We start from the raw sequence: 22,405 nt of genomic DNA on the forward strand, positions 1-22,405 counted from the left end.
CCGTACCGGGCGCCCCCCGGCCGCGGACGCCTGAGCAGCGGCTCCACCGGCCCACAGGCCCGCTCCGGGGTGCGGACACCCCACGGCGCCCCGGAGCGCGGCAGCACCCGAGGACGACGCGCTGTCACTGCCCGCAAGTAGGGTGTGAGACATGGCAGACCCCTCCAGCTACCGCCCCAAGCCGGGACAGATCCCCGACTCCCCGGGGGTCTACAAATTCCGTGACGAGCACCGCCGGGTGATCTACGTCGGGAAGGCCAAGAACCTGCGCCAGCGCGTGGCCAACTACTTCCAGGACCTCGCCGGACTCCATCCGCGTACGCGCACGATGGTCACCACCGCCGCCTCCGTCGAATGGACGGTCGTCTCCACCGAGGTCGAGGCGCTCCAGCTGGAGTACTCCTGGATCAAGGAGTACGACCCCCGGTTCAACGTCAAGTACCGCGACGACAAGAGCTATCCCTACCTCGCGGTCACGCTCGACGAGGACTTCCCCCGCGTCCAGGTCATGCGCGGCGCCAAGAAGAAGGGCGTGCGCTACTTCGGTCCCTACGGCCACGCCTGGGCGATCCGCGAGACGGTCGACCTGATGCTGCGGGTCTTCCCCGTCCGCACCTGCTCGGCCGGGGTCTTCAAGAACGCCGCGCGCACCGGCCGCCCCTGCCTGCTGGGCTACATCGGCAAGTGCACGGCCCCCTGCGTCGGCCGGGTCACCCCCGAGGAACACCGGGAGCTGGCCGAGGGCTTCTGCGACTTCATGGCCGGCCGCACCGGCACGTACATCCGCCGCCTGGAGAAGGACATGATGCAGGCGGCCGAGGAGATGGAGTACGAGCGGGCCGCCCGCCTCCGCGACGACACCGAGGCCCTCAAGCGCGCCATGGAGAAGAGCGCCGTCGTCCTGGCCGACGCCACCGACGCCGACCTGATCGCCGTCGCCGAGGACGAGTTGGAGGCCGCCCTCCAGATCTTCCACGTGCGCGGCGGCCGGGTGCGCGGCCAGCGCGGCTGGGTCACCGACAAGGTCGAGGCGGTCGACACCTCCGGCCTCGTCGAGCACGCCCTCCAGCAGCTGTACGGGGAGGAGCGCGGCGACGCCGTCCCCAAGGAGGTCCTGGTCCCCGCCCTGCCCGAGGACGCCGAAGCGGTCTCCCAGTGGCTCGCCGAGCGCCGGGGATCCCAGGTCAGCCTGCGCATCCCGCAGCGCGGCGACAAGAAGGACCTCATGGCCACGGTCCAGCGCAACGCCCAGCAGGCGCTCGGGCTGCACAAGACCAAACGCGCCTCCGACCTGACCACCCGCTCCCGCGCCCTGGAGGAGATCGCCGAGGCACTGGGCCTGGACACCGCCCCGCTGCGCATCGAGTGCTACGACGTCTCCCACCTCCAGGGCGACGACGTGGTGGCCTCCATGGTGGTCTTCGAGGACGGCCTCGCCCGCAAGAGCGAGTACCGCCGCTTCCAGATCAAGGGCTTCGAGGGCCAGGACGACGTCCGCTCGATGCACGAGGTGATCGGCCGCCGCTTCAAGCGCTACCTCCAGGACAAGGAACGCACGGGGGAGTGGGAGGAGCAGCCGGCGGCCGCCCGGGCCGCCGGGCCCGCCACCACCGGCCCCGTCCCCGCCGTCGCGCCGGCCGCCGAAGACGGTGAGCCCCGGGAGGACGACGGCCGGCGCAAGCGGTTCGCCTACCCGCCGCAGCTCGTCGTCGTCGACGGCGGGCAGCCCCAGGTCGCCGCGGCCAAGCGCGCCCTGGACGAGCTGGGCATCGACGACATCGCCGTCTGCGGCCTCGCCAAGCGCCTCGAAGAGATCTGGCTCCCCGACGACGACGATCCCGTGGTCCTGCCCCGCTCCAGCGAGGGCCTCTACCTCCTCCAGCGCGTCCGGGACGAGGCTCACCGCTTCGCCATCACCTACCAGCGCGCCAAACGCGCCAAACGCATCCGCTCCAGCCCCCTCGACGACGTGGCCGGTCTCGGCGAGACCCGGAAGCAGGCCCTGATCAAGCATTTCGGCTCGGTGAAGAAGCTCCGGCAAGCGACAATCGACGAGATCTGCGAGGCCCCCGGGATAGGGCGAAGGACGGCGGAATCGGTGGCCGCGGCCCTCGCCTCGACCGCTCCCGCGGCGCCTGCCGTGAACACGGCCACAGGAGAGATCATGGAAGAGGACGACGGGGGCAGCTCATGACCGAGAACAGCCACGAGAACGCACAGAACACCGCAGACCCGAACGCCACAGCAGCCGACATCGCAGACCGAGCAGACGGAGCAGCAGACGTGAGTACGAACACCCCGAACGAGACGGGTGACGCGGCCATCCCCGAGCTGGTGATCATCTCCGGGATGTCGGGCGCCGGCCGCAGCACCGCCGCCAAGTGTCTGGAGGACCTCGGCTGGTTCGTCGTCGACAACCTGCCGCCCGCACTGATCCCCACCATGGTCGAGCTCGGTGCCCGCTCGCAGGGCAACGTGGCCCGGATCGCCGTCGTCGTCGACGTGCGCGGCCGGCGCTTCTTCGACAACCTCCGCGAGTCCCTCGCCGACCTGGAGGCCAAGCACGTCACCCGGCGGATCGTCTTCCTGGAGTCCTCCGACGACGCCCTCGTGCGCCGTTTCGAGTCCGTCCGCCGCCCGCACCCCCTCCAGGGCGACGGCCGCATCGTCGACGGCATCGCGGCCGAGCGCGACCTGCTGCGCGAGCTGCGCGGCGACGCCGATCTGGTCATCGACACCTCCAGCCTCAACGTGCACGAGCTGCGGGCCAAGATGGACGCCCAGTTCGCGGGCGACTCGGAGCCGGAGCTGCGGGCCACGGTGATGTCCTTCGGCTACAAGTACGGCCTGCCCGTCGACGCCGACCTGGTCGTCGACTGCCGCTTCCTGCCCAACCCGCACTGGGTCCCCGAGCTGCGCCCCTTCACCGGCGTCAACGAGGAGGTGTCCGACTACGTCTTCGACCAGCCGGGCGCCAAGGAGTTCCTCAACCAGTACACGGAGCTGCTCCAGCTGATCGCCGCGGGCTACCGCCGTGAGGGCAAGCGGTACGTCACCGTCGCGGTGGGCTGCACCGGCGGCAAACACCGTTCCGTCGCCATGTCGGAGAAGCTCTCGGCCCGCCTCGCCGCCGAAGGCGTCGAGACCGTCCTCGTGCACCGGGACATGGGGCGAGAGTGACCGGACGCAATCTGCGGATGCGACGCCTGAGCCGCGCCACCTCGGCGCTCTCCGGCCGCAAGCGCGGTGCTCAGCCCAAGGTCGTCGCGCTCGGCGGTGGCATGGGCCTCTCGGCGTCCCTGGCGGCGTTGCGCCGGATCACCGGCGATCTCACGGCCGTGGTCACCGTCGCCGACGACGGCGGCTCCAGCGGCCGGCTGCGCGAGGAGCTGGGTGTCCTGCCCCCCGGCGATCTGCGCAAGGCGCTCGCCGCGCTGTGCGGCGACGACGACTGGGGCCGCACCTGGTCCCGGGTCATCCAGCACCGCTTCGAGTCCAAGGGCGACCTCCACGAGCACGCGGTCGGCAATCTGCTGATCGTGGCCCTCTGGGAGCAGCTCGGCGACCATGTCCAGGCGCTCGACCTGGTCGGCAAGCTGCTCGGCGCGCACGGGCGGGTGCTACCGATGTCGGCCGTCCCGCTGGAGCTCCAGGCGCTGGTCAAGGGCCACGACCCCGACCTGCCCGACGCGATCGTCACCGTGCGCGGCCAGGCCACGGTGGCGCTCACGCCCGGCGAGGTGCAGTCCGTGCATGTGGTCCCGCCCGACCCGCCGGCCGTCCCGGAAGCCGTGGAGGCGGTCCTGGACGCCGACTGGGTGGTGCTCGGTCCCGGTTCCTGGTTCTCCTCCGTGATCCCGCACCTGCTCGTACCGGAACTGCTCGACGCCCTGGTCACCACGAAGGCACGCAAGGTCCTCTCGTTGAACCTCGCACCCCAGCCCGGCGAAACAGAAGGCTTCTCACCGCAGCGTCATTTGGAGGTTTTGGGACGACACGCCCCTAAACTCGCCTTGGACGTGGTGCTGGCCGATGAGGCCGCCGTGCCCGACCGTGAATCCCTCACTGATGCCGCCAGGCGGCTCGGAGCCGCGGTCGAGCTGGCGCCGGTGGCATCGCCCGACGGCGTTCCGGTCCATGATCAGGAGCTGTTGGCCGCCGCGTACGACCGTATTTTTCGGATGCATGGAAGGATCGGCCCATGGCGATGACGCCAGCGGTGAAGAACGAAATCTCTCATCTTCCCGTCACCCGGACCTGCTGCAGGAAAGCAGAGGTCTCGGCGATTCTTCGGTTCGCGGGCGGGCTGCACTTGGTGAGCGGCCGGATTGTGATCGAGGCGGAGCTGGACACCGGGAACGCGGCCCGCCGGCTCAAGCGCGACATCCTGGAGATCTTCGGGCACAGCTCGGAGCTGATCGTGATGGCCCCCGGCGGACTGCGGCGCGGCTCGCGCTTCGTCGTACGGGTGGTGGCGGGCGGCGACCAGCTGGCTCGCCAGACCGGTCTGGTGGACGGCCGCGGCCGTCCGATCCGGGGGCTGCCCCCGCAGGTGGTCTCGGGGGCCACCTGCGACGCCGAGGCGGCCTGGCGCGGAGCCTTCCTCGCCCACGGTTCGCTCACCGAGCCCGGCCGCTCCTCCTCGCTGGAGGTCACCTGCCCGGGGCCGGAGGCGGCCCTCGCCCTGGTCGGGGCGGCGCGCCGGCTCTCCATCGCCGCCAAGGCGCGCGAGGTGCGCGGCGTGGACCGGGTGGTGGTCCGCGACGGCGACGCGATCGGCGCCCTGCTGACCCGGCTCGGCGCCCACGACGCGGTGCTCGCCTGGGAGGAGCGGCGGATGCGGCGCGAGGTCCGCGCCACGGCCAACCGGCTCGCCAATTTCGACGACGCGAACCTGCGCCGCTCGGCCCGCGCGGCGGTCGCCGCCGGGGCCCGGGTGGGGCGCGCGCTGGAGATCCTCGGCGAGGAGGTCCCCGAGCACCTGGCCGCCGCGGGGCGGCTGCGCATGGAGCACAAGCAGGCATCCCTGGAGGAGCTGGGCGCGCTCGCCGAGCCGCCGCTGACCAAGGACGCGGTCGCCGGCCGGATCCGCCGGCTGCTGGCGATGGCCGACAAGCGGGCCCAGGACCTGGGCATCCCCGGGACCGAGTCGACCCTCAGCGAGGAGCTCGCCGACGGCCTGGTCGGCTGACTCGACCGCGAGCGCGGGACGTTGGTCCCGACTCACCGGGACCCAGGTCCCGAAGCCACCGGGACCCAGGTCCCGACCGGTGGAACGGAGGCCCGTACTCCTACTGGCGAGTACGGGCCTGCGGTCATATCCGGTGGTGCGTGGAGGCCCTCTCGATGTCACTCCCGGGCCCTCGGAGAGGTAGGGTCGGAAGCGGTCGGGGACATCCCTATACAACTCGCCGGCGTCGAAAACCGGCGTACCTAACGAGGAGATCGGTTCGTGACGATCCGCGTAGGCATCAACGGCTTCGGCCGCATCGGCCGCAACTACTTCCGCGCTCTGCTGGAGCAGGGTGCGGACATCGAGATCGTGGCTGTCAACGACCTGGGTGACACTGCGACCACGGCCCACCTGCTGAAGTACGACACCATTCTGGGTCGTCTCAAGGCAGAGGTCAGCCACACCGCCGACACCATCACCGTCGATGGTCACACCGTCAAGGTGCTCTCCGAGCGCAACCCGGCCGACATCCCCTGGGGTGAGCTGGGCGTCGACATCGTCATCGAGTCGACCGGCATCTTCACCAAGAAGGCCGACGCCGAGAAGCACATCGCGGGCGGCGCCAAGAAGGTCCTCATCTCGGCTCCGGCCAAGGACGAGGACATCACCATCGTGATGGGCGTCAACCAGGACCAGTACGACGCGGCCAACCACAACGTCATCTCCAACGCCTCCTGCACCACCAACTGTGTGGCGCCGATGGCCAAGGTTCTCGACGAGAACTTCGGCATCGTCAAGGGCCTGATGACGACGGTCCACGCGTACACCAACGACCAGCGGATCCTGGACTTCCCGCACTCGGACCTGCGTCGCGCCCGCGCCGCCGCCGAGAACATCATCCCGACCACCACCGGCGCCGCCAAGGCCACCGCCCTGGTCCTCCCGCAGCTCAAGGGCAAGCTCGACGGCATCGCGATGCGCGTCCCGGTCCCGACCGGCTCCGCCACCGACCTGGTCGTCACCCTCCAGCGCGAGGTCACCAAGGACGAGGTCAACGCCGCGTTCAAGAAGGCCTCCGACGACGGCGCCCTCAAGGGCTTCCTGACGTACACCGAGGACCCGATCGTCTCCTCGGACATCGTCGGCGACCCGTCGTCCTGCACCTTCGACTCCTCCCTGACCATGGTCCAGGAGGGCAACACGGTGAAGATCCTCGGCTGGTACGACAACGAGTGGGGCTACTCCAACCGCCTCGTCGACCTCACGGTCTTCGTCGGCGAGCAGCTCTGATCCTTCGGGGTCGGCGGCACCACGATGTGAGCTAGGGGCTCGACCGGCGCAACGACGCGCCGGTCGAGCCCCTTAGCATGTTCATCCGTCCTTGCAAGGAGTAACGGAAGACCAGATGAAGACGATCGACGAACTTCTCGCCGAAGGGGTCGCGGGCAAGCGGGTATTCGTCCGCGCCGACCTCAACGTGCCGCTGGACGGCACCACGATCACCGACGACGGCCGGATCCGCGCCGTCGTCCCGACGATCGCCAAGCTCGCCGAGGCCGGCGCGCGCGTCGTCGTCGCCTCGCACCTCGGCCGCCCCAAGGGCGCCCCGGAACCGGCCTACTCGCTGGCGCCCGCCGCCGCGCGCCTGGGGGAGCTCCTCGGTGCCGAGGTCGCCTTCGCCACCGACACGGTCGGCGAGTCCGCCCGCGCCACGGTCGCCGGTCTCACCGACGGCCAGGTCGCCGTCATCGAGAACCTCCGCTTCAACGCCGGCGAGACGTCCAAGGACGACGCCGAGCGCGGCGCCTTCGCCGATCAGCTGGCCGAGCTCGCCGACGTCTACGTGGGCGACGGCTTCGGCGCGGTGCACCGCAAGCACGCCTCGGTCTTCGACCTCCCGGCGCGGCTCCCGCACTACGCGGGCTACCTCATCGCCACCGAGGTCGGCGTCCTGAAGAAGCTCACCACCGATGTGAAGCGGCCGTACGCGGTCGTCCTCGGCGGCGCCAAGGTCTCCGACAAGCTCGGCGTGATCGACCACCTGCTGGAGCGGGCCGACCGCATCCTGATCGGCGGCGGCATGGCGTACACCTTCCTCAAGGCCCAGGGCCACGAGGTCGGCAGCTCGCTGCTCCAGGAGGACCAGATCCCGGCCGTGCGGGAGTACCTGCGGCGTGCCGAGGACAAGGGCGTGGAGTTCGTCCTCCCCGTCGACGTCGTGGTCGCTCCCGCCTTCCCCGACCTGAAGACCAAGGCCCCGGCCCACCCCACCACCGTCGCCGCCGACGCCATCCCGGCCGGCCAGATGGGGCTGGACAACGGACCCGAGACCAACAAGCTCTACGCATCGAAGCTCGCCGACGCGGCCACCGTTTTCTGGAACGGCCCGATGGGCGTCTTCGAGCACCCCGACTTCGCCGACGGCACCCGCGCGGTCGCCCAGGCGCTCGTCGACTCGTCGGCCTTCAGCGTCGTCGGCGGTGGCGACTCCGCGGCGGCCGTTCGCATCCTGGGCTTCGACGAGAATGCTTTCGGACATATTTCGACCGGTGGTGGCGCGAGCCTCGAATACCTCGAGGGCAAGACGCTTCCCGGGCTCGCCGCACTGGAGGACTGACCTTTCATGACCACCCGCACCCCGCTGATGGCGGGCAACTGGAAGATGAACCTCAACCACCTCGAGGCCATCGCCCACGTCCAGAAGCTCGCCTTCGCCCTGGCCGACAAGGACTACGAGGACGTCGAGGTCGCCGTTCTCCCGCCCTTCACCGACCTGCGTACCGTGCAGACCCTGGTCGACGGCGACAAGCTGAAGATCAAGTACGGCGCCCAGGACATCTCGGCGCACGACTCCGGCGCGTACACCGGTGAGATCTCCGGTCCCATGCTCGCCAAGCTGCGCTGCACGTACGTGGCCGTCGGCCACAGCGAGCGCCGCCAGTACCACGGCGAGAACGACGAGATCTGCAACGCCAAGGTGAAGGCCGCCTACAAGCACGGCCTGACCCCGATCCTCTGCGTCGGCGAGGGCCTGGACATCCGCAAGGCCGGTGACCAGGTCTCCTACACGCTCGCGCAGCTCGACGGCGCCCTGAAGGACATCCCGGCCGAGCGGGCCGAGACGATCGTGATCGCCTACGAGCCGGTCTGGGCCATCGGGACCGGCGAGGTCGCCACCCCCGAGGACGCCCAGGAGGTCTGCGGTGCGATCCGCGGCCGGCTGGCCGAGCTGTACTCGCAGGAGCTGGCCGACGCCGTCCGTATCCAGTACGGCGGCTCGGTGAAGTCCGGCAACGTCGCGGCCATCATGGCGCAGCCCGACGTGGACGGCGCCCTCATCGGCGGCGCCGCACTGGACGCCGACGAGTTCGTCAAGATCGTCCGCTTCCGCGACCAGTGAGTATGCGGTAGCGCCGATCCGTCGTACCCTTGCGGGGGCCGAGGGGGTTGTCACCCTCCGGCCCCCGCTGTACGTACAGGCAGTAATCGAGAAATCCGGAAAGTAGGGACCAGCCGTGATTCTGGCGTTCCAGATCGCCCTGATCGTCTTCAGCCTGCTGCTGATGCTGCTGGTGCTCATGCACAAGGGCAAGGGCGGCGGTCTCTCCGACATGTTCGGTGGCGGAATGCAGTCCTCCGTCGGTGGCTCCTCGGTCGCCGAACGTAACCTCGACCGGATCACCGTGGTGGTCGGTCTGGTCTGGTTCGCGTGCATCGTCGTCCTCGGTCTGCTCATCAAGCTGGACAACTGACCCGTCGTCCGCGATTCCCGGTGAGGGTGTAACTCCTTTCGCTGGACGCGCGTTGGGCCTTACGTAGACTGGGGCATCCTCGAGCACCATCACGCAGGGAGTTACGACCGTGGCAAGTGGCAACGCGATCCGGGGAAGCCGGGTCGGAGCGGGGCCGATGGGGGAGGCGGAGCGGGGCGAGTCCGCGCCGCGCGCCCGCATCTCCTTCTGGTGCTCGAACGGGCACGAGACGCAGCCGAGCTTCGCCCATGACGCGCAGCTGCCGGACATCTGGGACTGCCCGCGCTGCGGCTTCCCGGCCGGCCAGGACAAGGACAGCCCGCCCGACCCGCCTCGCACCGAGCCGTACAAGACGCATCTGGCGTACGTACGCGAGCGGCGCAGCGACGAGGACGGCGAGGCGATCCTCGCCGAGGCGCTGGCCAAACTCCGTGGCGAGATCTAGCCGCTCCCTCGTAACAGCTCCACGGACCAGCCCGTCGTTCACCGGCCGGACCCCCCACGGGTGTCCGGCCGTATCGCGTTCCCGCGCCACCGTCCTCCTCCACGCCGCCCGCCTCCTCGATCAATTAGGTTGGAGGGGCAGCGGGGATGCTGAGTGACGAGAAGAAGTGGGCTGATATCCGGGATGAACACAGCAAGCCGAACCAAGCTCGACCAGACGCCCGAGTGGACGGCTCTCGCGGAGCACCGTGAGGAGCTCGGCGCTCCCCAGCTGCGCGAGCTGTTCGCGCGGCAGCGGGACCGCGGCACCGCCTACACCCTGCGGGTCGGCGACCTCCACCTCGACTACTCCAAGCACCTGGTCACCGACGAGACGCTGCGCCTGCTGCGCGAACTCGCCGCCGCCACCGGGGTCGCGGAGCTGCGGGACGCGATGTTCCGCGGCGAGAAGATCAACACCACCGAGGACCGGGCGGTCCTGCACACCGCGCTCCGCGCCCCGCGCGACGCGGTCGTCGAGGTCGACGGTGAGAACGTCGTGCCCGCCGTGCACGCCGTCCTGGACAAGATGGCCGGCTTCGCCGAGAAGGTGCGGTCCGGACAGTGGACCGGTCACACCGGCAAGCCCGTCAAGAACATCGTCAACATCGGCATCGGCGGATCCGACCTCGGCCCCGCCATGGCGTACGAGGTGCTGCGCTCCTTCACGGACCGCGCCCTCACCGTCCGCTTCGTCTCCAACGTCGACGGCGCCGACCTGCACGAGGCGGTCCGTGACCTCGACCCCGCCGAGACGCTGTTCGTCATCGCCTCGAAGACGTTCACGACGATCGAGACCATTACCAACGCCACCTCCGCCCGGGACTGGCTGCTGACCGAGCTGAAGGCCGGTCAGGACGCCGTCGCGCGGCACTTCGTGGCGCTGTCGACCAATGCCGAGAAGGTCGAGGAGTTCGGCATCGACACGGCCAACATGTTCGAGTTCTGGGACTGGGTCGGCGGCCGCTACTCCTACGACTCGGCGATCGGCCTCTCGCTGATGGTCGCCATCGGCCCGGACCGCTTCCGCGAGATGCTGGACGGCTTCCACCTCGTCGACGAGCACTTCCGCACCGCCCCCGCCGAGGAGAACGCCCCGCTCCTGCTGGGCCTCCTCGGCGTCTGGTACGGCAACTTCTTCGACGCCCAGTCGCACGCGGTGCTGCCGTACAGCCACTATCTGTCCAAGTTCACCGCGTACCTCCAGCAGCTCGACATGGAGTCCAACGGCAAGTCCGTCGACCGCGACGGCAACCCCGTGGACTGGCAGACCGGACCGGTCGTCTGGGGCACACCCGGTACCAACGGGCAGCACGCGTACTACCAGTTGATCCACCAGGGCACCAAGCTGATCCCGGCGGACTTCATCGGCTTCGCCGCGCCCGTCCACGACCTGCTGCCCGGGCTGATCGCCCAGCACGATCTGCTGATGGCCAACTTCTTCGCCCAGACCCAGGCCCTCGCCTTCGGCAAGACGCCCGAGGAGGTCCGGGCGGAGGGGGTGCCCGAGCAGTTGGTCCCGCACAAGACGTTCCGGGGCAACCATCCGACGACGACGATCCTCGCCGACAGGCTGACCCCCTCGGTCCTCGGCCAGCTCATCGCGCTGTACGAGCACAAGGTCTTCGTCCAGGGCGCCGTCTGGAACATCGACTCCTTCGACCAGTGGGGCGTCGAACTCGGCAAGGTCCTCGCCAAGAAGATCGAACCGCTCCTGACCGCTGACGGGAGCGGGGCCGCGGACGCCGGGCAGCTCGACAGCTCCACCGCCGCCCTGGTCGACGCCTACCGCACCCTGCGCGGGCGCTGAGCCGATGCCGCAGGGGGAGGGGACAGCGGTACGGCTGCGGCCGCCGCGCAACACGCTGAACGAGCGCGCCGTCGGCTGGTGGCGGGTCCAGTGGCTGCTGATGACCGCCGTGCACGTCGTGCCGCTCGCGGTGCTGGGCGCGCTGATCGGGCCGGCCCGCTTCTGGCTGCTGCTGTCCGCCGCGGTCCTGGCCGTGGTGGGGGCGGCGACCATCGTCCTCTTCCCCCTGTGGTGGTTCCGTACGCACCGGTGGGAGGTCACCGAGGACGCGGTGTACGTCCGCACCGGGTTCTTCTGGCAGGAGTGGCGCATCGCCCCGATGTCCCGGATCCAGACCGTGGACACCGTGCGCGGCCCGCTGGAGCAGCTCTTCCGGCTCGCCACCGTCACCGTCACCACCGCCTCCGCCAAAGGCGCGGTACGGATCCAGGGTCTGGACCACGAGGTCGCCGCCGACCTGGCCGGGCAGCTCACCCGCATCACCCGCGACACCCCCGGCGACGCCACATGAGCACCGTCGCCACGGAGGACGGCTGGCGCCGCCTCGACCCCCGTACGGTCCTGGTCACCGCACTCGTCGTGGCGGGTGTCGTCGCGGGCGCCGCGATCCCCGTCACGCTCGGCCTCACCCGATGGTTCGGCCTCCCGGCCGCCGTGCTCCAGGTGCTTGCCGGAGCCGTCCTGGTCATCGGGGCCGCGGCGGGCGTCGACCGGGTCCGCTGGCACCGCACCCGCTACCGCGTCGGCGAGGAGCGCGTCGACCTCCACACCGGCCTCCTCCTCGTCAAGCGCCGCTCCCTGGCCCGGACCCGTATCCGCACGGTCGACCTCACCGCCAATCTGATGCTGCGCCTCCTCGGCCTGGTCACCGTGAGGATCGGCACCGGCGAACAGGGCCACGACTCCACCCTCCAACTGGACCCGGTCACCCGCGCCGAGGGCGAACGGCTGCGCCGCCTCCTGCTGGAGCGCGCCGCCACCGCACCGTCCGGTGTCCACCGGGAAGGGGAACTGGCCGTCCTGGACCCCCACTGGATCCGCTACGCCCCGGTCTCCTTCGTCGCCCCCATGCTCGGCGGTGCCGCCGTCGGGGCCGTGCTCCAGGTCAGCGACTGGGTCGGGGCCCAGGGCGCGGTCATCGGGTGGGTCGGCGACCGCTTCCGGGACACCCCGCTGCTCTGGGTGATCGTCGGGCTTACCCTGGCCGCCCTGGTCGCGGGCGTCGCCGGCGCGCTCGTTCTCTGGATCGAGATGTGGTGGAACTACCGCCTGGAGCGTGAGCCCGGCGGCACCCTCAGGGTCCGGCGCGGCCTGTTCACCTCCCGGTCCATCTCCGTCGAGGAGGCCCGGCTGCGCGGCGTCGACCTGGTCGAGCCGCTGGGCGTGCGGCTGCTCGGCGCGGCCCGGCTGGACGCCATCACCACCGGCCTCGCCAAGGACCACGAGGCCAAGAACGCCGACCACAACACCCTGCTCCCGGCCGCGCCCCGGACCCGGGCCGACGCCGTCGCCGCCGACGTCCTGCGCGAGGCGGCCACCCCGACCGGCGCCGTGCTCACCCCTCACCCACGCGCCGCCCGGGGCCGCAGACTGCGCTGGTCGCTCGCCGCGGTCCTCGGCCCGGTCCTGATCCTGACCCTCCTCGGGGCGCTGCTCACCCCCGTACTGCTGTGGATCGCGCTCGGCTGCACGGTGGCTCTCGTCCCCGTGGCGGTGGCGCTTGCCCTGGACGCGTACCGGGGGCTCGGGCACGCGCTCTCCGGGCGCCACCTCGTCACCCGCTCCGGTACCGTCCGCCGCTCCACCGCCGCCCTGGAGCGGGCCGGGGTGATCGGCTGGACGGTCAGGCAGTCGGTCTTCCAGCGGCGGGCCGGGCTGCTGAGCATCACGGCCACCACCGCCGCCGGAGGCGGCGCGTACACGGTGTACGACGCCGATGCCGCCGAGGGGCTCACCTTCGCCGCCGAGGCCGTACCGGGACTGCTGGAGCCCTTCCTGGAGCGCGTCGGGGAACCTGGGCCGTGACGGACGGCACAGAAGGCCTCCTGTGCAGCCGCCTCCGCGTCGGCGACGATATCGATCATGACTTCCACCAGTCGTCGTACAGTCCTCACCGCCCTCGCCACCGCGGCCGTCAGCGGTCCGCTGCTGGGCTCGCTCACCGCGACCGACGCCCACGCCACCGGTGACCTGGACATCTACACCTCCAACACCGACCTCTACAAGAAGCTCGCCGGTCAGGAGGGCGTCGAGTTCGCCCGCCGCTACCGGAGGCACGAGTACGCCGACCACTCGCTCCCGCAGAGATACCCGTACAACCGGACCACCGTCATGGCCCTGCACGGCGGCGGCATCGAGATGGGCACCTCCGAACTCTGCCTCGCCATAGCCGGCTACCACCCGGCCACGCTCGCCCCGCTGACAGACGGCCACGGGGCGTTCGACTACTGGATGTTCGAGGGACTGCGCTTCTCGGGCAACCGTGACCTGCACGTCACCGCCAAGAACTGTGACGATCACGTCGCCATCTCCATGGCGGCGAGCAGCCTCAACGTCCTGAGTCTGCACGGCTGCACGGCGGCGCAGGCGGGCACCGTCCCACAGGCCGTGGTCGTCGGGGGACTGAACACCCGCTTCAAGACCCTGCTCAAGGCCGAGTTCGACGCGATCGGCATCGCCTGGCGGGACGGGAACGAGCTGCCCGACCTGGGCGGGGTCAACACCCGCAACCCGTGCAACCGCACCATGCTCGCCAAGGGTGGTCAGCTGGAGCTCACCACGGAGCTGCGCGCCGCCATGTTCACCGTCAACACCCGCGCGGGCCGGGCCGGCAGCACGACCCCGCTCTTCGACCGCTTCGTCGGCGCCTGCCGGGCCGCCGTCACGAAGCTGGAGCAGGGAACGGATCAGGTCATCCTCTGACCTCGGGGTCCCCGGGCCGGCTCAGCCGCCGCGCGTCGTGTCGATGACGCAGAAGCGGTTGCCCTCGGGGTCGGCGAGCACCACGAAGTCGGGGTCCGGCGGACAGAGGTCCCACTCCACCCGCACCGCGCCCAGCCCCACCAACCGCTCCACCTCGGCCTCCTGGGTGTCGGAGTAGAGGTCGAGATGGACTCGGGGGACTTCCTGCACGGGGGAGGTGGAGCGCCCCAACGCCACGCCGACGCCGGTCCCTTCGGCCGGGACCAGCACCACCCAGTCGTCCGTCCCCGGCTCGCGCTCGGTGTAGGTGAGCGCCGCCTTCCAGAAGGCGGCGGTCCGTCGTACGTCGGTCGCGCCCATCACCACGGTTCCGATATGCACCATGGCGCGAGCCTTTCATGACGAGGGCCCGGACCGCTCGCCAGCAGCGGGCCGGGCCTTCGAGGCGTCAACGCTCAGGCGGAGGCCGGAGGGTAGAGCGCGCGCGGCAGTTGCGAGGCCGCCGCCGCGTCCAGCAGCCACAGCGTGCGGCCGCGTCCGAACGCGCCCGCCGCCGGGGCCTGGATCTCCCCGGCCCCGGACAGGGCGATGGCCGCAGCTTTTGCCTTGTCCTCGCCCGCCGCCAGCAGCCACACCTCGCGCGCCGCGCGGATCGCGGGCAGCGTGAGCGAGACGCGGACCGGCGGCGGCTTGGGAGCCCCGTGCACACCGACGACGGTGCGCTCGGTCTCCCGTACCGCCGGCAGCTCCGGGAAGAGCGAGGCCACATGCGTGTCCGGGCCGACGCCCAGCATCAGCACGTCGAACGTGGGCACCGGGCCGTGGTCCTCAGGACCCGAGGCAGCGGCCAGTTCGGCGGCGTAGCCGGCTGCCGCCTCGTCCACGTCCTTGCCGTACGGGCCGTTGGACGCGGGCATCGCGTGCACCCGGGCCGGGTCCAGCGGCACCGCGTCGAGCAGTGCCTCGCGGGCCTGGGTGACATTGCGCTCCGGGTCACCCTCGGGCAGGAACCGCTCGTCGCCCCACCACAGGTCCAGGTGTGCCCAGTCGATCGCGTCCCGGGCGGGCGCGGCGGCGAGCGCGGCCAGCAGACCGTTGCCGTTGCGCCCACCGGTCAGTACCACCGAGGCGTGGCCCCGGGAGGCCTGGGCGTCCACGATCCTCGTGATCAGCCGGGCCGCCGCGGCCTGGGCCATCAGCTCCTTGTCGCGGTGCACGACCAGTTGGGGAGGCGTCACTTCGAGGCCGTCCTCTTGGCCGGGGCCTTCTTCGGGGCGGAGCCCTTCGGCTCGGCAGCCTTCTCCGCCTTCTCCTCGGCGGCCCCCGTGGGAGCGGCCTTGCCCTCGCCGCCTGCGTGCAGCCTGCCCACGCCGAACTTCACCGCGGACGCGTAGGTGTTGTCCGGGTCGAGCCGGCGCAGCTCCTCGGCCAGCAGTTCGGCCGTGTCGCGCCGCTTGAGCGCCACCCCGCGGTCCGGCTGGTTCTGCATGGAGAGCGTGGCCAGCGTGCCGTCGGCCCGGTCCAGGACGATGACGCCGTTCTTCGTCTCCATCCGGACCGCGGTGAGACCGGGCCCCCCGGAGAGCGTGCGCTCCACCGGGACGCCGAGCCGGTCCGCGAGCCACATGGCGAGCAGCTCGCAGCTCGGGTTGTCGCTCTCGCCCTCGACGGTCGCGCCGATGACCTCGGCCGGCTGCTGGTCCAGCGCGGCGGCCAGCATCGAGCGCCACGGCGTGATCCGGGTCCAGGCCAGATCGGTGTCGCCCGGGCTGTACGTCGCCGCCCGCACCGCCAGCTCGTCGAGCGGGAGCTCGGCCGAGTAGGTGTCGGTGATCCGGCGTTGGGCGAGGGCGCCCAGCGGGTCCTTCGCCGGGTCGGCGGGCGCGCCCTCGGGCCACCACACCACGACCGGGGCGTCCGGCAGCAGCAGCGGAAGGACCACCGACTGGGCGTGGTTGGCCAGTTCGCCGTGCAGACGCAGCACGACGGTCTCGCCGGTGCCCGCGTCGGAACCGACCCGGACCTCGGCATCGAGCCGGGCGTCGCGGCGGGCCCGCGGTGAGCGGCTGACCCGCTTGATCACCGCGATGATCCGCGACGGGTGCTCGCGGGAGGCGTCACCGGCCGACCTGAGCGCGTCGTACGCGTTCTCCTCGTCGGTGACGATGACCAGGGTGAGCACCATGCCGATGGCGGGGGTGCCGATGGCCCGGCGGGCCGAGACCAGCGCCTGGTTGATCTTGCTGGATGTGGTTTCCGTGAGATCGATCTTCATGGCCGCCTCCAGCTCCGTCCGTCACGTGCGAGCATCTCGTCGGCCTCGGCCGGACCCCAGGTGCCGGCCGCGTACTTCGCGGGCTTCCCGTGCTTGTCCCAGTACTCCTCGATCGGGTCGAGGATGGTCCAGGAGAGTTCGACCTCCTGGTGGCGCGGGAAGAGGTTGGCGTCGCCGAGCAGGACGTCCAGGAGGAGCCGCTCGTACGCCTCCGGGCTGGACTCCGTGAACGACTCGCCGTACGCGAAGTCCATCGTGACGTCCCGGACCTCCATCGAGGTGCCGGGCACCTTGGAACCGAAGCGCACGGTGACGCCCTCGTCCGGCTGGACCCGGATGACCAGGGCGTTGCCGCCCAGCTCCTCGGTCGCGCCCGACTCGAAGGGCAGGTAGGGCGCGCGTTTGAAGACGACCGCGATCTCCGTGACCCGGCGGCCGAGCCGCTTTCCGGTACGGAGGTAGAACGGCACGCCCGCCCAGCGGCGGTTGTTGATCGTCAGCTTGATCGCCGCGTAGGTGTCGGTCGTCGACTTGGGGTCGATGCCCTCCTCCTCGCAGTAGCCGAGGGCCTCCTGGCCGCCCTGCCAGGCGTGCTCGTACTGGGCGCGCACGGTGTGCAGGCCGAGATCCTCGGGCAGCTCGACGGCGGTGAGCACCTTGAGCTTCTCGGCGACCAGGGCCTTCGGGTGGAAGGAGCCGGGCTCCTCCATCGCGGTCAGTGCCAGCAGCTGGAGCAGGTGGTTCTGGATGACGTCACGGGCGGCGCCGATGCCGTCGTAGTAGCCGGCCCGGCCGCCGATGCCGATGTCCTCGGCCATCGTGATCTGTACGTGGTCCACGTAGGACCGGTTCCAGATCGGCTCGAACATCGTGTTGGCGAACCGCAGCGCCAGGATGTTCTGGACCGTCTCCTTGCCCAGGTAGTGGTCGATCCGGAAGACCTCGTTGGGCGGGAAGACGTCGTGCACGAGCTGGTTGAGCTCCTGCGCGCTGGCCAGGTCGTGGCCGAACGGCTTCTCGATGACGGCGCGGCGCCAGGAGCCCTCGCTCTGGTCGGCCAGGCCGTGCTTCTTCAGCTGCTGGACGACCTTGGGGAAGAACTTCGGCGGCACGGACAGGTAGAAGGCGAAGTTGCCCCCGGTGCCCTGTGCCTGGTCGAGCTCCTGGATGGTCGACTTCAGCGTCTCGAACGCCTCGTCGTCGTCGAAGTTGCCCTGGACGAAGCGCATCCCCTGGATGAGCTGCTGCCAGACCTCCTCGCGGAACGGCGTACGGGCGTGCTCCTTGACGGCGTCGTGGACGACCTGGGCGAAGTCCTCGTCCTCCCAGTCGCGGCGCGCGAAGCCGATGAGCGAGAAGCCCGGCGGCAGCAGGCCGCGATTGGCCAGGTCGTAGACGGCGGGCATCAGCTTTTTACGGGACAAATCGCCCGTGACGCCAAAGATGACCAGGCCCGACGGCCCCGCGATACGCGGGAGCCGTCGGTCCTGTGCGTCACGGAGCGGGTTGGCTCCGGGAACAGCAGACAAAGTGGTCAGCCCTCCGAGGGGGCGAGGCGCGAAAGCTCCACCTCGGTCGACTTGAGCAGGTCGTTCCAGGAGGCCTCGAACTTCTCGACGCCTTCGTCCTCCAGCACCTGTACGACGTCGTCGTAGGAGATGCCGAGCTTCTTGACCGCGTCGAGGTCGGCGCGCGCCTGGTCGTAGCCGCCGACGACGGTGTTGCCGGTGATCTCGCCGTGGTCGGCCACGGCCTCCAGGGTCGCCTCCGGCATGGTGTTCACCGTGTTGGGGGCGACCAGGTCGTCGACGTACAGCGTGTCCTTCAGGGCCGGGTCCTTGACGCCGGTGGAGGCCCACAGCGGACGCTGCTTGTTGGCCTGCGCCTTGTCCAGGGGGGCCCAGCGGTCGGAGGAGAAGACCTCCTCGTACGCCTCGTAGGCCAGCCGCGCGTTGGCCAGCGCGGACTTGCCCTTGGCGGCCTTCGCCTCGTCGGAGCCGATCGCGTCGAGGCGCTTGTCGATCTCGGTGTCCACGCGGGACACGAAGAACGAGGCCACCGAGTGGATCTTGGAGAGGTCCAGGCCCGCGGCCTTCGCCTTCTCCAGGCCCGCGAGGTAGGCGTCCATGACCGCGCGGTAGCGCTCCAGGGAGAAGATCAGCGTGACGTTGACGCTGATGCCGCGGCCGATGGTCTCGGTGATCGCGGGCAGGCCGGCCTTGGTCGCCGGGATCTTGATGAGCGTGTTCGGCCGGTCGACCAGCCAGGCCAGCTGCTTGGCCTCGGCGACGGTGGCCAGGGTGTTGTGGGCCAGGCGCGGGTCGACCTCGATGGAGACCCGGCCGTCCTGGCCGCCGGTGGCGTCGAAGACTGGGCGCAGGATGTCGGCGGCGTCACGGACGTCGGCCGTCGTGATCATGCGCAGCGCTTCCTCGACGGTGACCTTGCGGGCGGCGAGGTCGGTGAGCTGCTGCTCGTAACCGTCGCCCGAGGAGATCGCCTTCTGGAAGATCGACGGGTTGGTGGTGACGCCGACGACATGGCTCTGGTCGATCAGCTCGGCCAGGTTCCCGGACGTGATCCGCTTGCGCGACAGGTCGTCGAGCCAGATCGCCACGCCCTCGTCGGAGAGGCGCTTGAGTGCGTCTGTCATGAGTTGCATCTCCTACTAGTCGTATACCGGCGTCAGCGTGTGGCGGCGGCGAGAGATTCCCGCGCGGCGGCGGCCACGTTCTCGGCGGTGAAGCCGAACTCCCGGAACAGCACCTTCGCGTCGGCCGAGGCCCCGAAGTGCTCCAGCGAGATGATCCGGCCCGCGTCGCCCACGTAGCGGTACCAGGTCAGGCCGATGCCCGCCTCGACCGCGACCCGCGCCTTCACCGACGGCGGCAGCACGCTGTCCTTGTACGCCTGGTCCTGCTCTTCGAACCACTCGACCGACGGCATCGAGACCACCCGGGTCGGCACACCGGCCGCCTGGAGCTGCTCGCGTGCCTCGACGGCGACGTGGACCTCGGAACCGGTCGCGACGATCAGCACCTGCGGCTCGCCGCCCTCGGCCTCGAACAGGACGTAACCGCCCTTGGCCGCGTTCTCGTTCGCCTCGTACGTCGGCACGCCCTGCCGGGTCAGCGCCAGACCGTGCGGCGCGCCCTCGCCGAACACCTTGGTGTAGCGGCGCAGGATCTCGCGCCAGGCGATGGCGGTCTCGTTCGCGTCGGCCGGGCGCACGATGTTCAGGCCCGGGATGGCGCGCAGCGCGGCCAGGTGCTCGACCGGCTGGTGGGTCGGACCGTCCTCGCCGAGGCCGATCGAGTCGTGCGTCCACACGTACGTCACCGGCAGGTGCATCAGCGCGGACAGCCGCACCGCGTTGCGCATGTAGTCGGAGAACACCAGGAAGGTGCCGCCGTAGACGCGGGTGTTGCCGTGCAGCGCGATGCCGTTCATGGCCGCGGCCATCGCGTGCTCGCGGATCCCGAAGTGGATCGTGCGGCCGTACGGGTCGGCCTCCGGCAGCGGGTTGCCCGCCGGGAGGAACGACGACGTCTTGTCGATCGTCGTGTTGTTCGAGCCGGCGAGGTCGGCGGAGCCGCCCCACAGCTCGGGCACGATCTCGCCGAGCGCCTGGAGCACCTTGCCGGACGCGGCGCGGGTGGCCAGGGCCTTGCCGGGCTCGAAGACGGGGAGCTTCTCCTCCCAGCCCTCGGGCAGCTCGCCCGCGGCGATCCGGTCGAAGGAGGCGGCGCGCTCCGGGTTGGCCGTGCGCCACGCGGCGAACGCCTTGTCCCATTCCGCGCGGGCCTCACGGCCGCGGTCCAGCGCCTCGCGGGTGTGGCCGATGACCTCCTCGGAGACCTCGAAGGTCTGCTCCGGGTCGAAGCCGAGGACCCGCTTGGTCGCCGCGACCTCGTCGTCGCCGAGCGCCGAGCCGTGCGCGGCCTCGGTGTTCTGGGCGTTCGGGGCGGGCCAGGCGATGATCGAGCGGGCCGCGATGAACGAGGGGCGCTCGGTCTCCGCCTTTGCCGCCTGCAGTGCCGCGTACAGACCCGCCGGGTCCAGGTCGCCGCTGGGGAGCTGGTCGACGCGCTGGACGTGCCAGCCGTACGCCTCGTACCGCTTGAGGGTGTCCTCGGAGACCGCGGTCTCCGTGTCGCCCTCGATGGAGATGTGGTTGTCGTCCCAGAGCAGGACCAGGTTGCCCAGCTTCTGGTGCCCGGCCAGCGAGGACGCCTCGGCCGAGATGCCCTCCTGGAGGCAGCCGTCACCCGCGACGACCCAGACCATGTGGTCGAACGGGGAGGTGCCGGGGGCCGCCTCGGGATCGAACAGGCCGCGCTCGTAGCGGGCGGCCATCGCCATGCCCACCGCGTTGGCGACACCCTGGCCCAGCGGCCCGGTCGTGGTCTCGACACCGGTGGTGTGGCCGTACTCCGGGTGTCCCGGGGTCTTGGAGCCCCAGGTACGGAACGCCTTCAGGTCCTCCAGCTCCAGGCCGTAACCGGCGAGGTAGAGCTGGATGTACAGGGTCAGGCTGGAGTGGCCGGCGGAGAGGACGAACCGGTCACGGCCGGTCCACTCGGCGTCCGCGGGGTCGTGCCGCATCACCTTCTGGAACAGGGTGTACGCGGCAGGAGCCAGGCTCATCGCCGTGCCCGGGTGGCCGTTTCCGACTTTCTGTACGGCGTCCGCGGCGAGAACGCGGGCGGTGTCCACGGCCCGCTGGTCCACTTCGGTCCACTGGAGGTCTGTGGTGGTCGGCTTGGTGCTCACCCTGAGTCAGGGCTCCTCTCCACTGTCGTAAACCGGTGGCTGTTACCGCACCGGGCGCTGTCGAGCCTACCCCCGTTGACAGGCATACTTTCCGGGCTCTTTCCAGGGTGTGGGCGACCCGTGGAGTTCGCCTCCCGGCGAAACGCGTATCCGGTGAACAGTCACCCCCAACACGACCCCACCCCCGCGAAGGGCGGCGTATCCGCAACGTCTAGAGTGAACGGGTTCGCGCAAGTCTTCACCGGGCCTCCTCGCCCGGAGCTTGCTGGGATTTCTCTGTCAGGGGTGTGCGTGACGGCCGTCGAGTCCCGACCCGCAGGGGTCGCCTTGACTCCCAGCCCGGGGGGCCATCGCCCGTTCGGGGCCCGCGTCAAGGCCTTCGTGGCGCTTACCAAGCCACGGATCATCGAGCTGTTGCTCATCACCACCGTTCCGGTGATGTTCCTCGCTGCCCAGGGCGTACCCGACCTGTGGCTCGTTCTCACGACCACCATCGGGGGATATCTCTCCGCCGGCGGCGCCAACGCGCTCAACATGTACATCGACCGGGACATCGACGCGCTGATGGACCGTACGTCCCAGCGCCCGCTGGTCACGGGCATGGTCAGCCCCCGCGAATGCCTGGCCTTCGGCATCACCCTCGCGGCGGTCTCCACACTCTGGTTCGGGCTGCTCGTCAACTGGCTCTCGGCCGCTCTCGCGCTCGGCGCGCTGCTCTTCTACGTCGTCGTCTACACGATGCTGCTGAAGCGCCGCACCTCCCAGAACATCGTCTGGGGCGGCATCGCGGGCTGCATGCCGGTCCTCATCGGCTGGTCCGCCGTGACGAACGAGCTCTCCTGGGCCGCCGTCATCCTCTTCGCCGTCATCTTCTTCTGGACGCCGCCGCACTACTGGCCGCTGTCGATGAAGGTCAAGGACGACTACGCCCGGGTCGGTGTACCGATGCTCCCGGTGGTCGCCTCCAACCGGGTGGTCGCCCAGCAGATCGTCCTCTACAGCTGGGTGATGGTCGCGGTCTCGCTGCTGCTCACCCCGCTCGGCTACACCGGCTGGTTCTACACGGCGGTGGCGCTGCTGTCCGGCGGCGCCTGGCTCTGGGAGGCCCACGGCCTGCAGAACCGGGCCAAGGCCGGGGTGACCGGGGCCAAGCTCAAGGAGATGCGGCTGTTCCACTGGTCCATCACCTACGTCTCGCTGCTCTTCCTGGCCGTCGC

At 70.4% G+C, this 22,405-nt stretch carries 20 protein-coding genes; 14 read left to right on the forward strand and 6 right to left on the reverse strand.

The genetic code is table 11. The features are described 5' to 3' along the window. Positions 1-151 precede the first annotated feature (151 nt). From uvrC to B9S58_RS32645, 13 genes are all read left to right on the forward strand, one after another. Positions 152-2,194 carry an excinuclease ABC subunit UvrC gene (uvrC, locus tag B9S58_RS32585; protein ID WP_103535501.1) on the forward strand — a complete coding sequence of 681 codons (2,043 nt, stop codon included), beginning with the start codon at positions 152-154 and terminating at the stop codon, positions 2,192-2,194. Then, a complete protein-coding gene (gene rapZ / locus B9S58_RS32590; protein ID WP_103535502.1) occupies positions 2,191-3,180 on the forward strand; it encodes an RNase adapter RapZ in 990 nt (329 codons plus the stop codon). Before uvrC ends, rapZ begins: the two co-directional genes overlap by 4 nt. Next, positions 3,177-4,211: a uridine diphosphate-N-acetylglucosamine-binding protein YvcK gene (yvcK, locus tag B9S58_RS32595; RefSeq protein ID WP_103535503.1), complete on the forward strand. Its 1,035-nt coding sequence runs from the start codon at positions 3,177-3,179 to the stop codon at positions 4,209-4,211. The genes rapZ and yvcK overlap by 4 nt, the downstream gene beginning before the upstream one ends. Further along, positions 4,202-5,191 (forward strand): DNA-binding protein WhiA, encoded by a 990-nt coding sequence (gene whiA, locus B9S58_RS32600; RefSeq protein WP_103535504.1) that lies wholly within the window; start codon positions 4,202-4,204, stop codon positions 5,189-5,191. The genes yvcK and whiA overlap by 10 nt, the downstream gene beginning before the upstream one ends. Before the next feature lie 261 nt (positions 5,192-5,452). Further along, on the forward strand, positions 5,453-6,463 hold the full coding sequence (gap, locus tag B9S58_RS32605) for a type I glyceraldehyde-3-phosphate dehydrogenase (protein ID WP_103535505.1): 1,011 nt from the start codon (positions 5,453-5,455) through the stop codon (positions 6,461-6,463). A 115-nt stretch (positions 6,464-6,578) separates the two neighbouring features. Beyond that, positions 6,579-7,790 (forward strand): phosphoglycerate kinase, encoded by a 1,212-nt coding sequence (locus B9S58_RS32610; protein ID WP_103535506.1) that lies wholly within the window; start codon positions 6,579-6,581, stop codon positions 7,788-7,790. A 6-nt stretch (positions 7,791-7,796) separates the two neighbouring features. Continuing rightward, the gene (gene tpiA, locus B9S58_RS32615; protein WP_103535507.1) at positions 7,797-8,573 is read left to right on the forward strand and encodes a triose-phosphate isomerase; all 777 of its coding nucleotides are present in this window, start codon (positions 7,797-7,799) and stop codon (positions 8,571-8,573) included. A 115-nt stretch (positions 8,574-8,688) separates the two neighbouring features. Further along, complete coding sequence (gene secG, locus B9S58_RS32620) at positions 8,689-8,925, forward strand: preprotein translocase subunit SecG (protein WP_103535508.1); 237 nt, start codon at positions 8,689-8,691, stop codon at positions 8,923-8,925. Between the two features lie 109 nt (positions 8,926-9,034). Continuing rightward, positions 9,035-9,370, forward strand: a complete 336-nt coding sequence (locus tag B9S58_RS32625) for an RNA polymerase-binding protein RbpA (RefSeq protein WP_103535509.1) — start codon at positions 9,035-9,037, stop codon at positions 9,368-9,370. Between the two features lie 183 nt (positions 9,371-9,553). Beyond that, the gene (pgi, locus tag B9S58_RS32630) at positions 9,554-11,218 is read left to right on the forward strand and encodes a glucose-6-phosphate isomerase (protein WP_103535510.1); all 1,665 of its coding nucleotides are present in this window, start codon (positions 9,554-9,556) and stop codon (positions 11,216-11,218) included. Positions 11,219-11,222: 4 nt separating this feature from the next. After that, complete coding sequence (locus B9S58_RS32635) at positions 11,223-11,729, forward strand: PH domain-containing protein (protein WP_103535511.1); 507 nt, start codon at positions 11,223-11,225, stop codon at positions 11,727-11,729. Further along, positions 11,726-13,243 (forward strand): PH domain-containing protein, encoded by a 1,518-nt coding sequence (locus B9S58_RS32640; protein WP_103535512.1) that lies wholly within the window; start codon positions 11,726-11,728, stop codon positions 13,241-13,243. The genes B9S58_RS32635 and B9S58_RS32640 overlap by 4 nt, the downstream gene beginning before the upstream one ends. Before the next feature lie 57 nt (positions 13,244-13,300). After that, complete coding sequence (locus B9S58_RS32645) at positions 13,301-14,140, forward strand: poly-gamma-glutamate hydrolase family protein (RefSeq protein WP_103535513.1); 840 nt, start codon at positions 13,301-13,303, stop codon at positions 14,138-14,140. 21 nt (positions 14,141-14,161) lie between these two features. Here B9S58_RS32645 and B9S58_RS32650 read toward each other — a convergent pair whose 3' ends face one another. The 6 genes from B9S58_RS32650 to tkt form a co-directional block, all read right to left on the reverse strand. Then, complete coding sequence (locus B9S58_RS32650) at positions 14,162-14,524, reverse strand: VOC family protein (protein ID WP_103535514.1); 363 nt, start codon at positions 14,522-14,524, stop codon at positions 14,162-14,164. Between the two features lie 71 nt (positions 14,525-14,595). Next, the gene (pgl, locus tag B9S58_RS32655; protein ID WP_103535515.1) at positions 14,596-15,378 is read right to left on the reverse strand and encodes a 6-phosphogluconolactonase; all 783 of its coding nucleotides are present in this window, start codon (positions 15,376-15,378) and stop codon (positions 14,596-14,598) included. Continuing rightward, complete coding sequence (gene opcA / locus B9S58_RS32660) at positions 15,375-16,415, reverse strand: glucose-6-phosphate dehydrogenase assembly protein OpcA (RefSeq protein WP_103535516.1); 1,041 nt, start codon at positions 16,413-16,415, stop codon at positions 15,375-15,377. Before opcA ends, pgl begins: the two co-directional genes overlap by 4 nt. Then, positions 16,412-17,944 carry a glucose-6-phosphate dehydrogenase gene (zwf, locus tag B9S58_RS32665; protein WP_103535517.1) on the reverse strand — a complete coding sequence of 511 codons (1,533 nt, stop codon included), beginning with the start codon at positions 17,942-17,944 and terminating at the stop codon, positions 16,412-16,414. Before zwf ends, opcA begins: the two co-directional genes overlap by 4 nt. A 5-nt stretch (positions 17,945-17,949) precedes the next feature. After that, complete coding sequence (gene tal / locus B9S58_RS32670) at positions 17,950-19,068, reverse strand: transaldolase (protein ID WP_103535518.1); 1,119 nt, start codon at positions 19,066-19,068, stop codon at positions 17,950-17,952. Between the two features lie 32 nt (positions 19,069-19,100). Then, entirely contained in the window at positions 19,101-21,188 is a 2,088-nt protein-coding gene (tkt, locus tag B9S58_RS32675) for a transketolase (RefSeq protein WP_103535519.1), read from the reverse strand. A gap of 285 nt (positions 21,189-21,473) precedes the next feature. On the opposite strand from tkt, the gene B9S58_RS32680 reads away from it, so the two are divergent. Then, on the forward strand, positions 21,474-22,405 hold a 932-nt coding region (locus B9S58_RS32680), incomplete at its 3' end, for a heme o synthase (protein ID WP_181009536.1).

This window comes from Streptomyces sp. SM11 (genome assembly GCF_002910905.1).
Classification (GTDB): Bacteria; Actinomycetota; Actinomycetes; order Streptomycetales; family Streptomycetaceae; genus Streptomyces.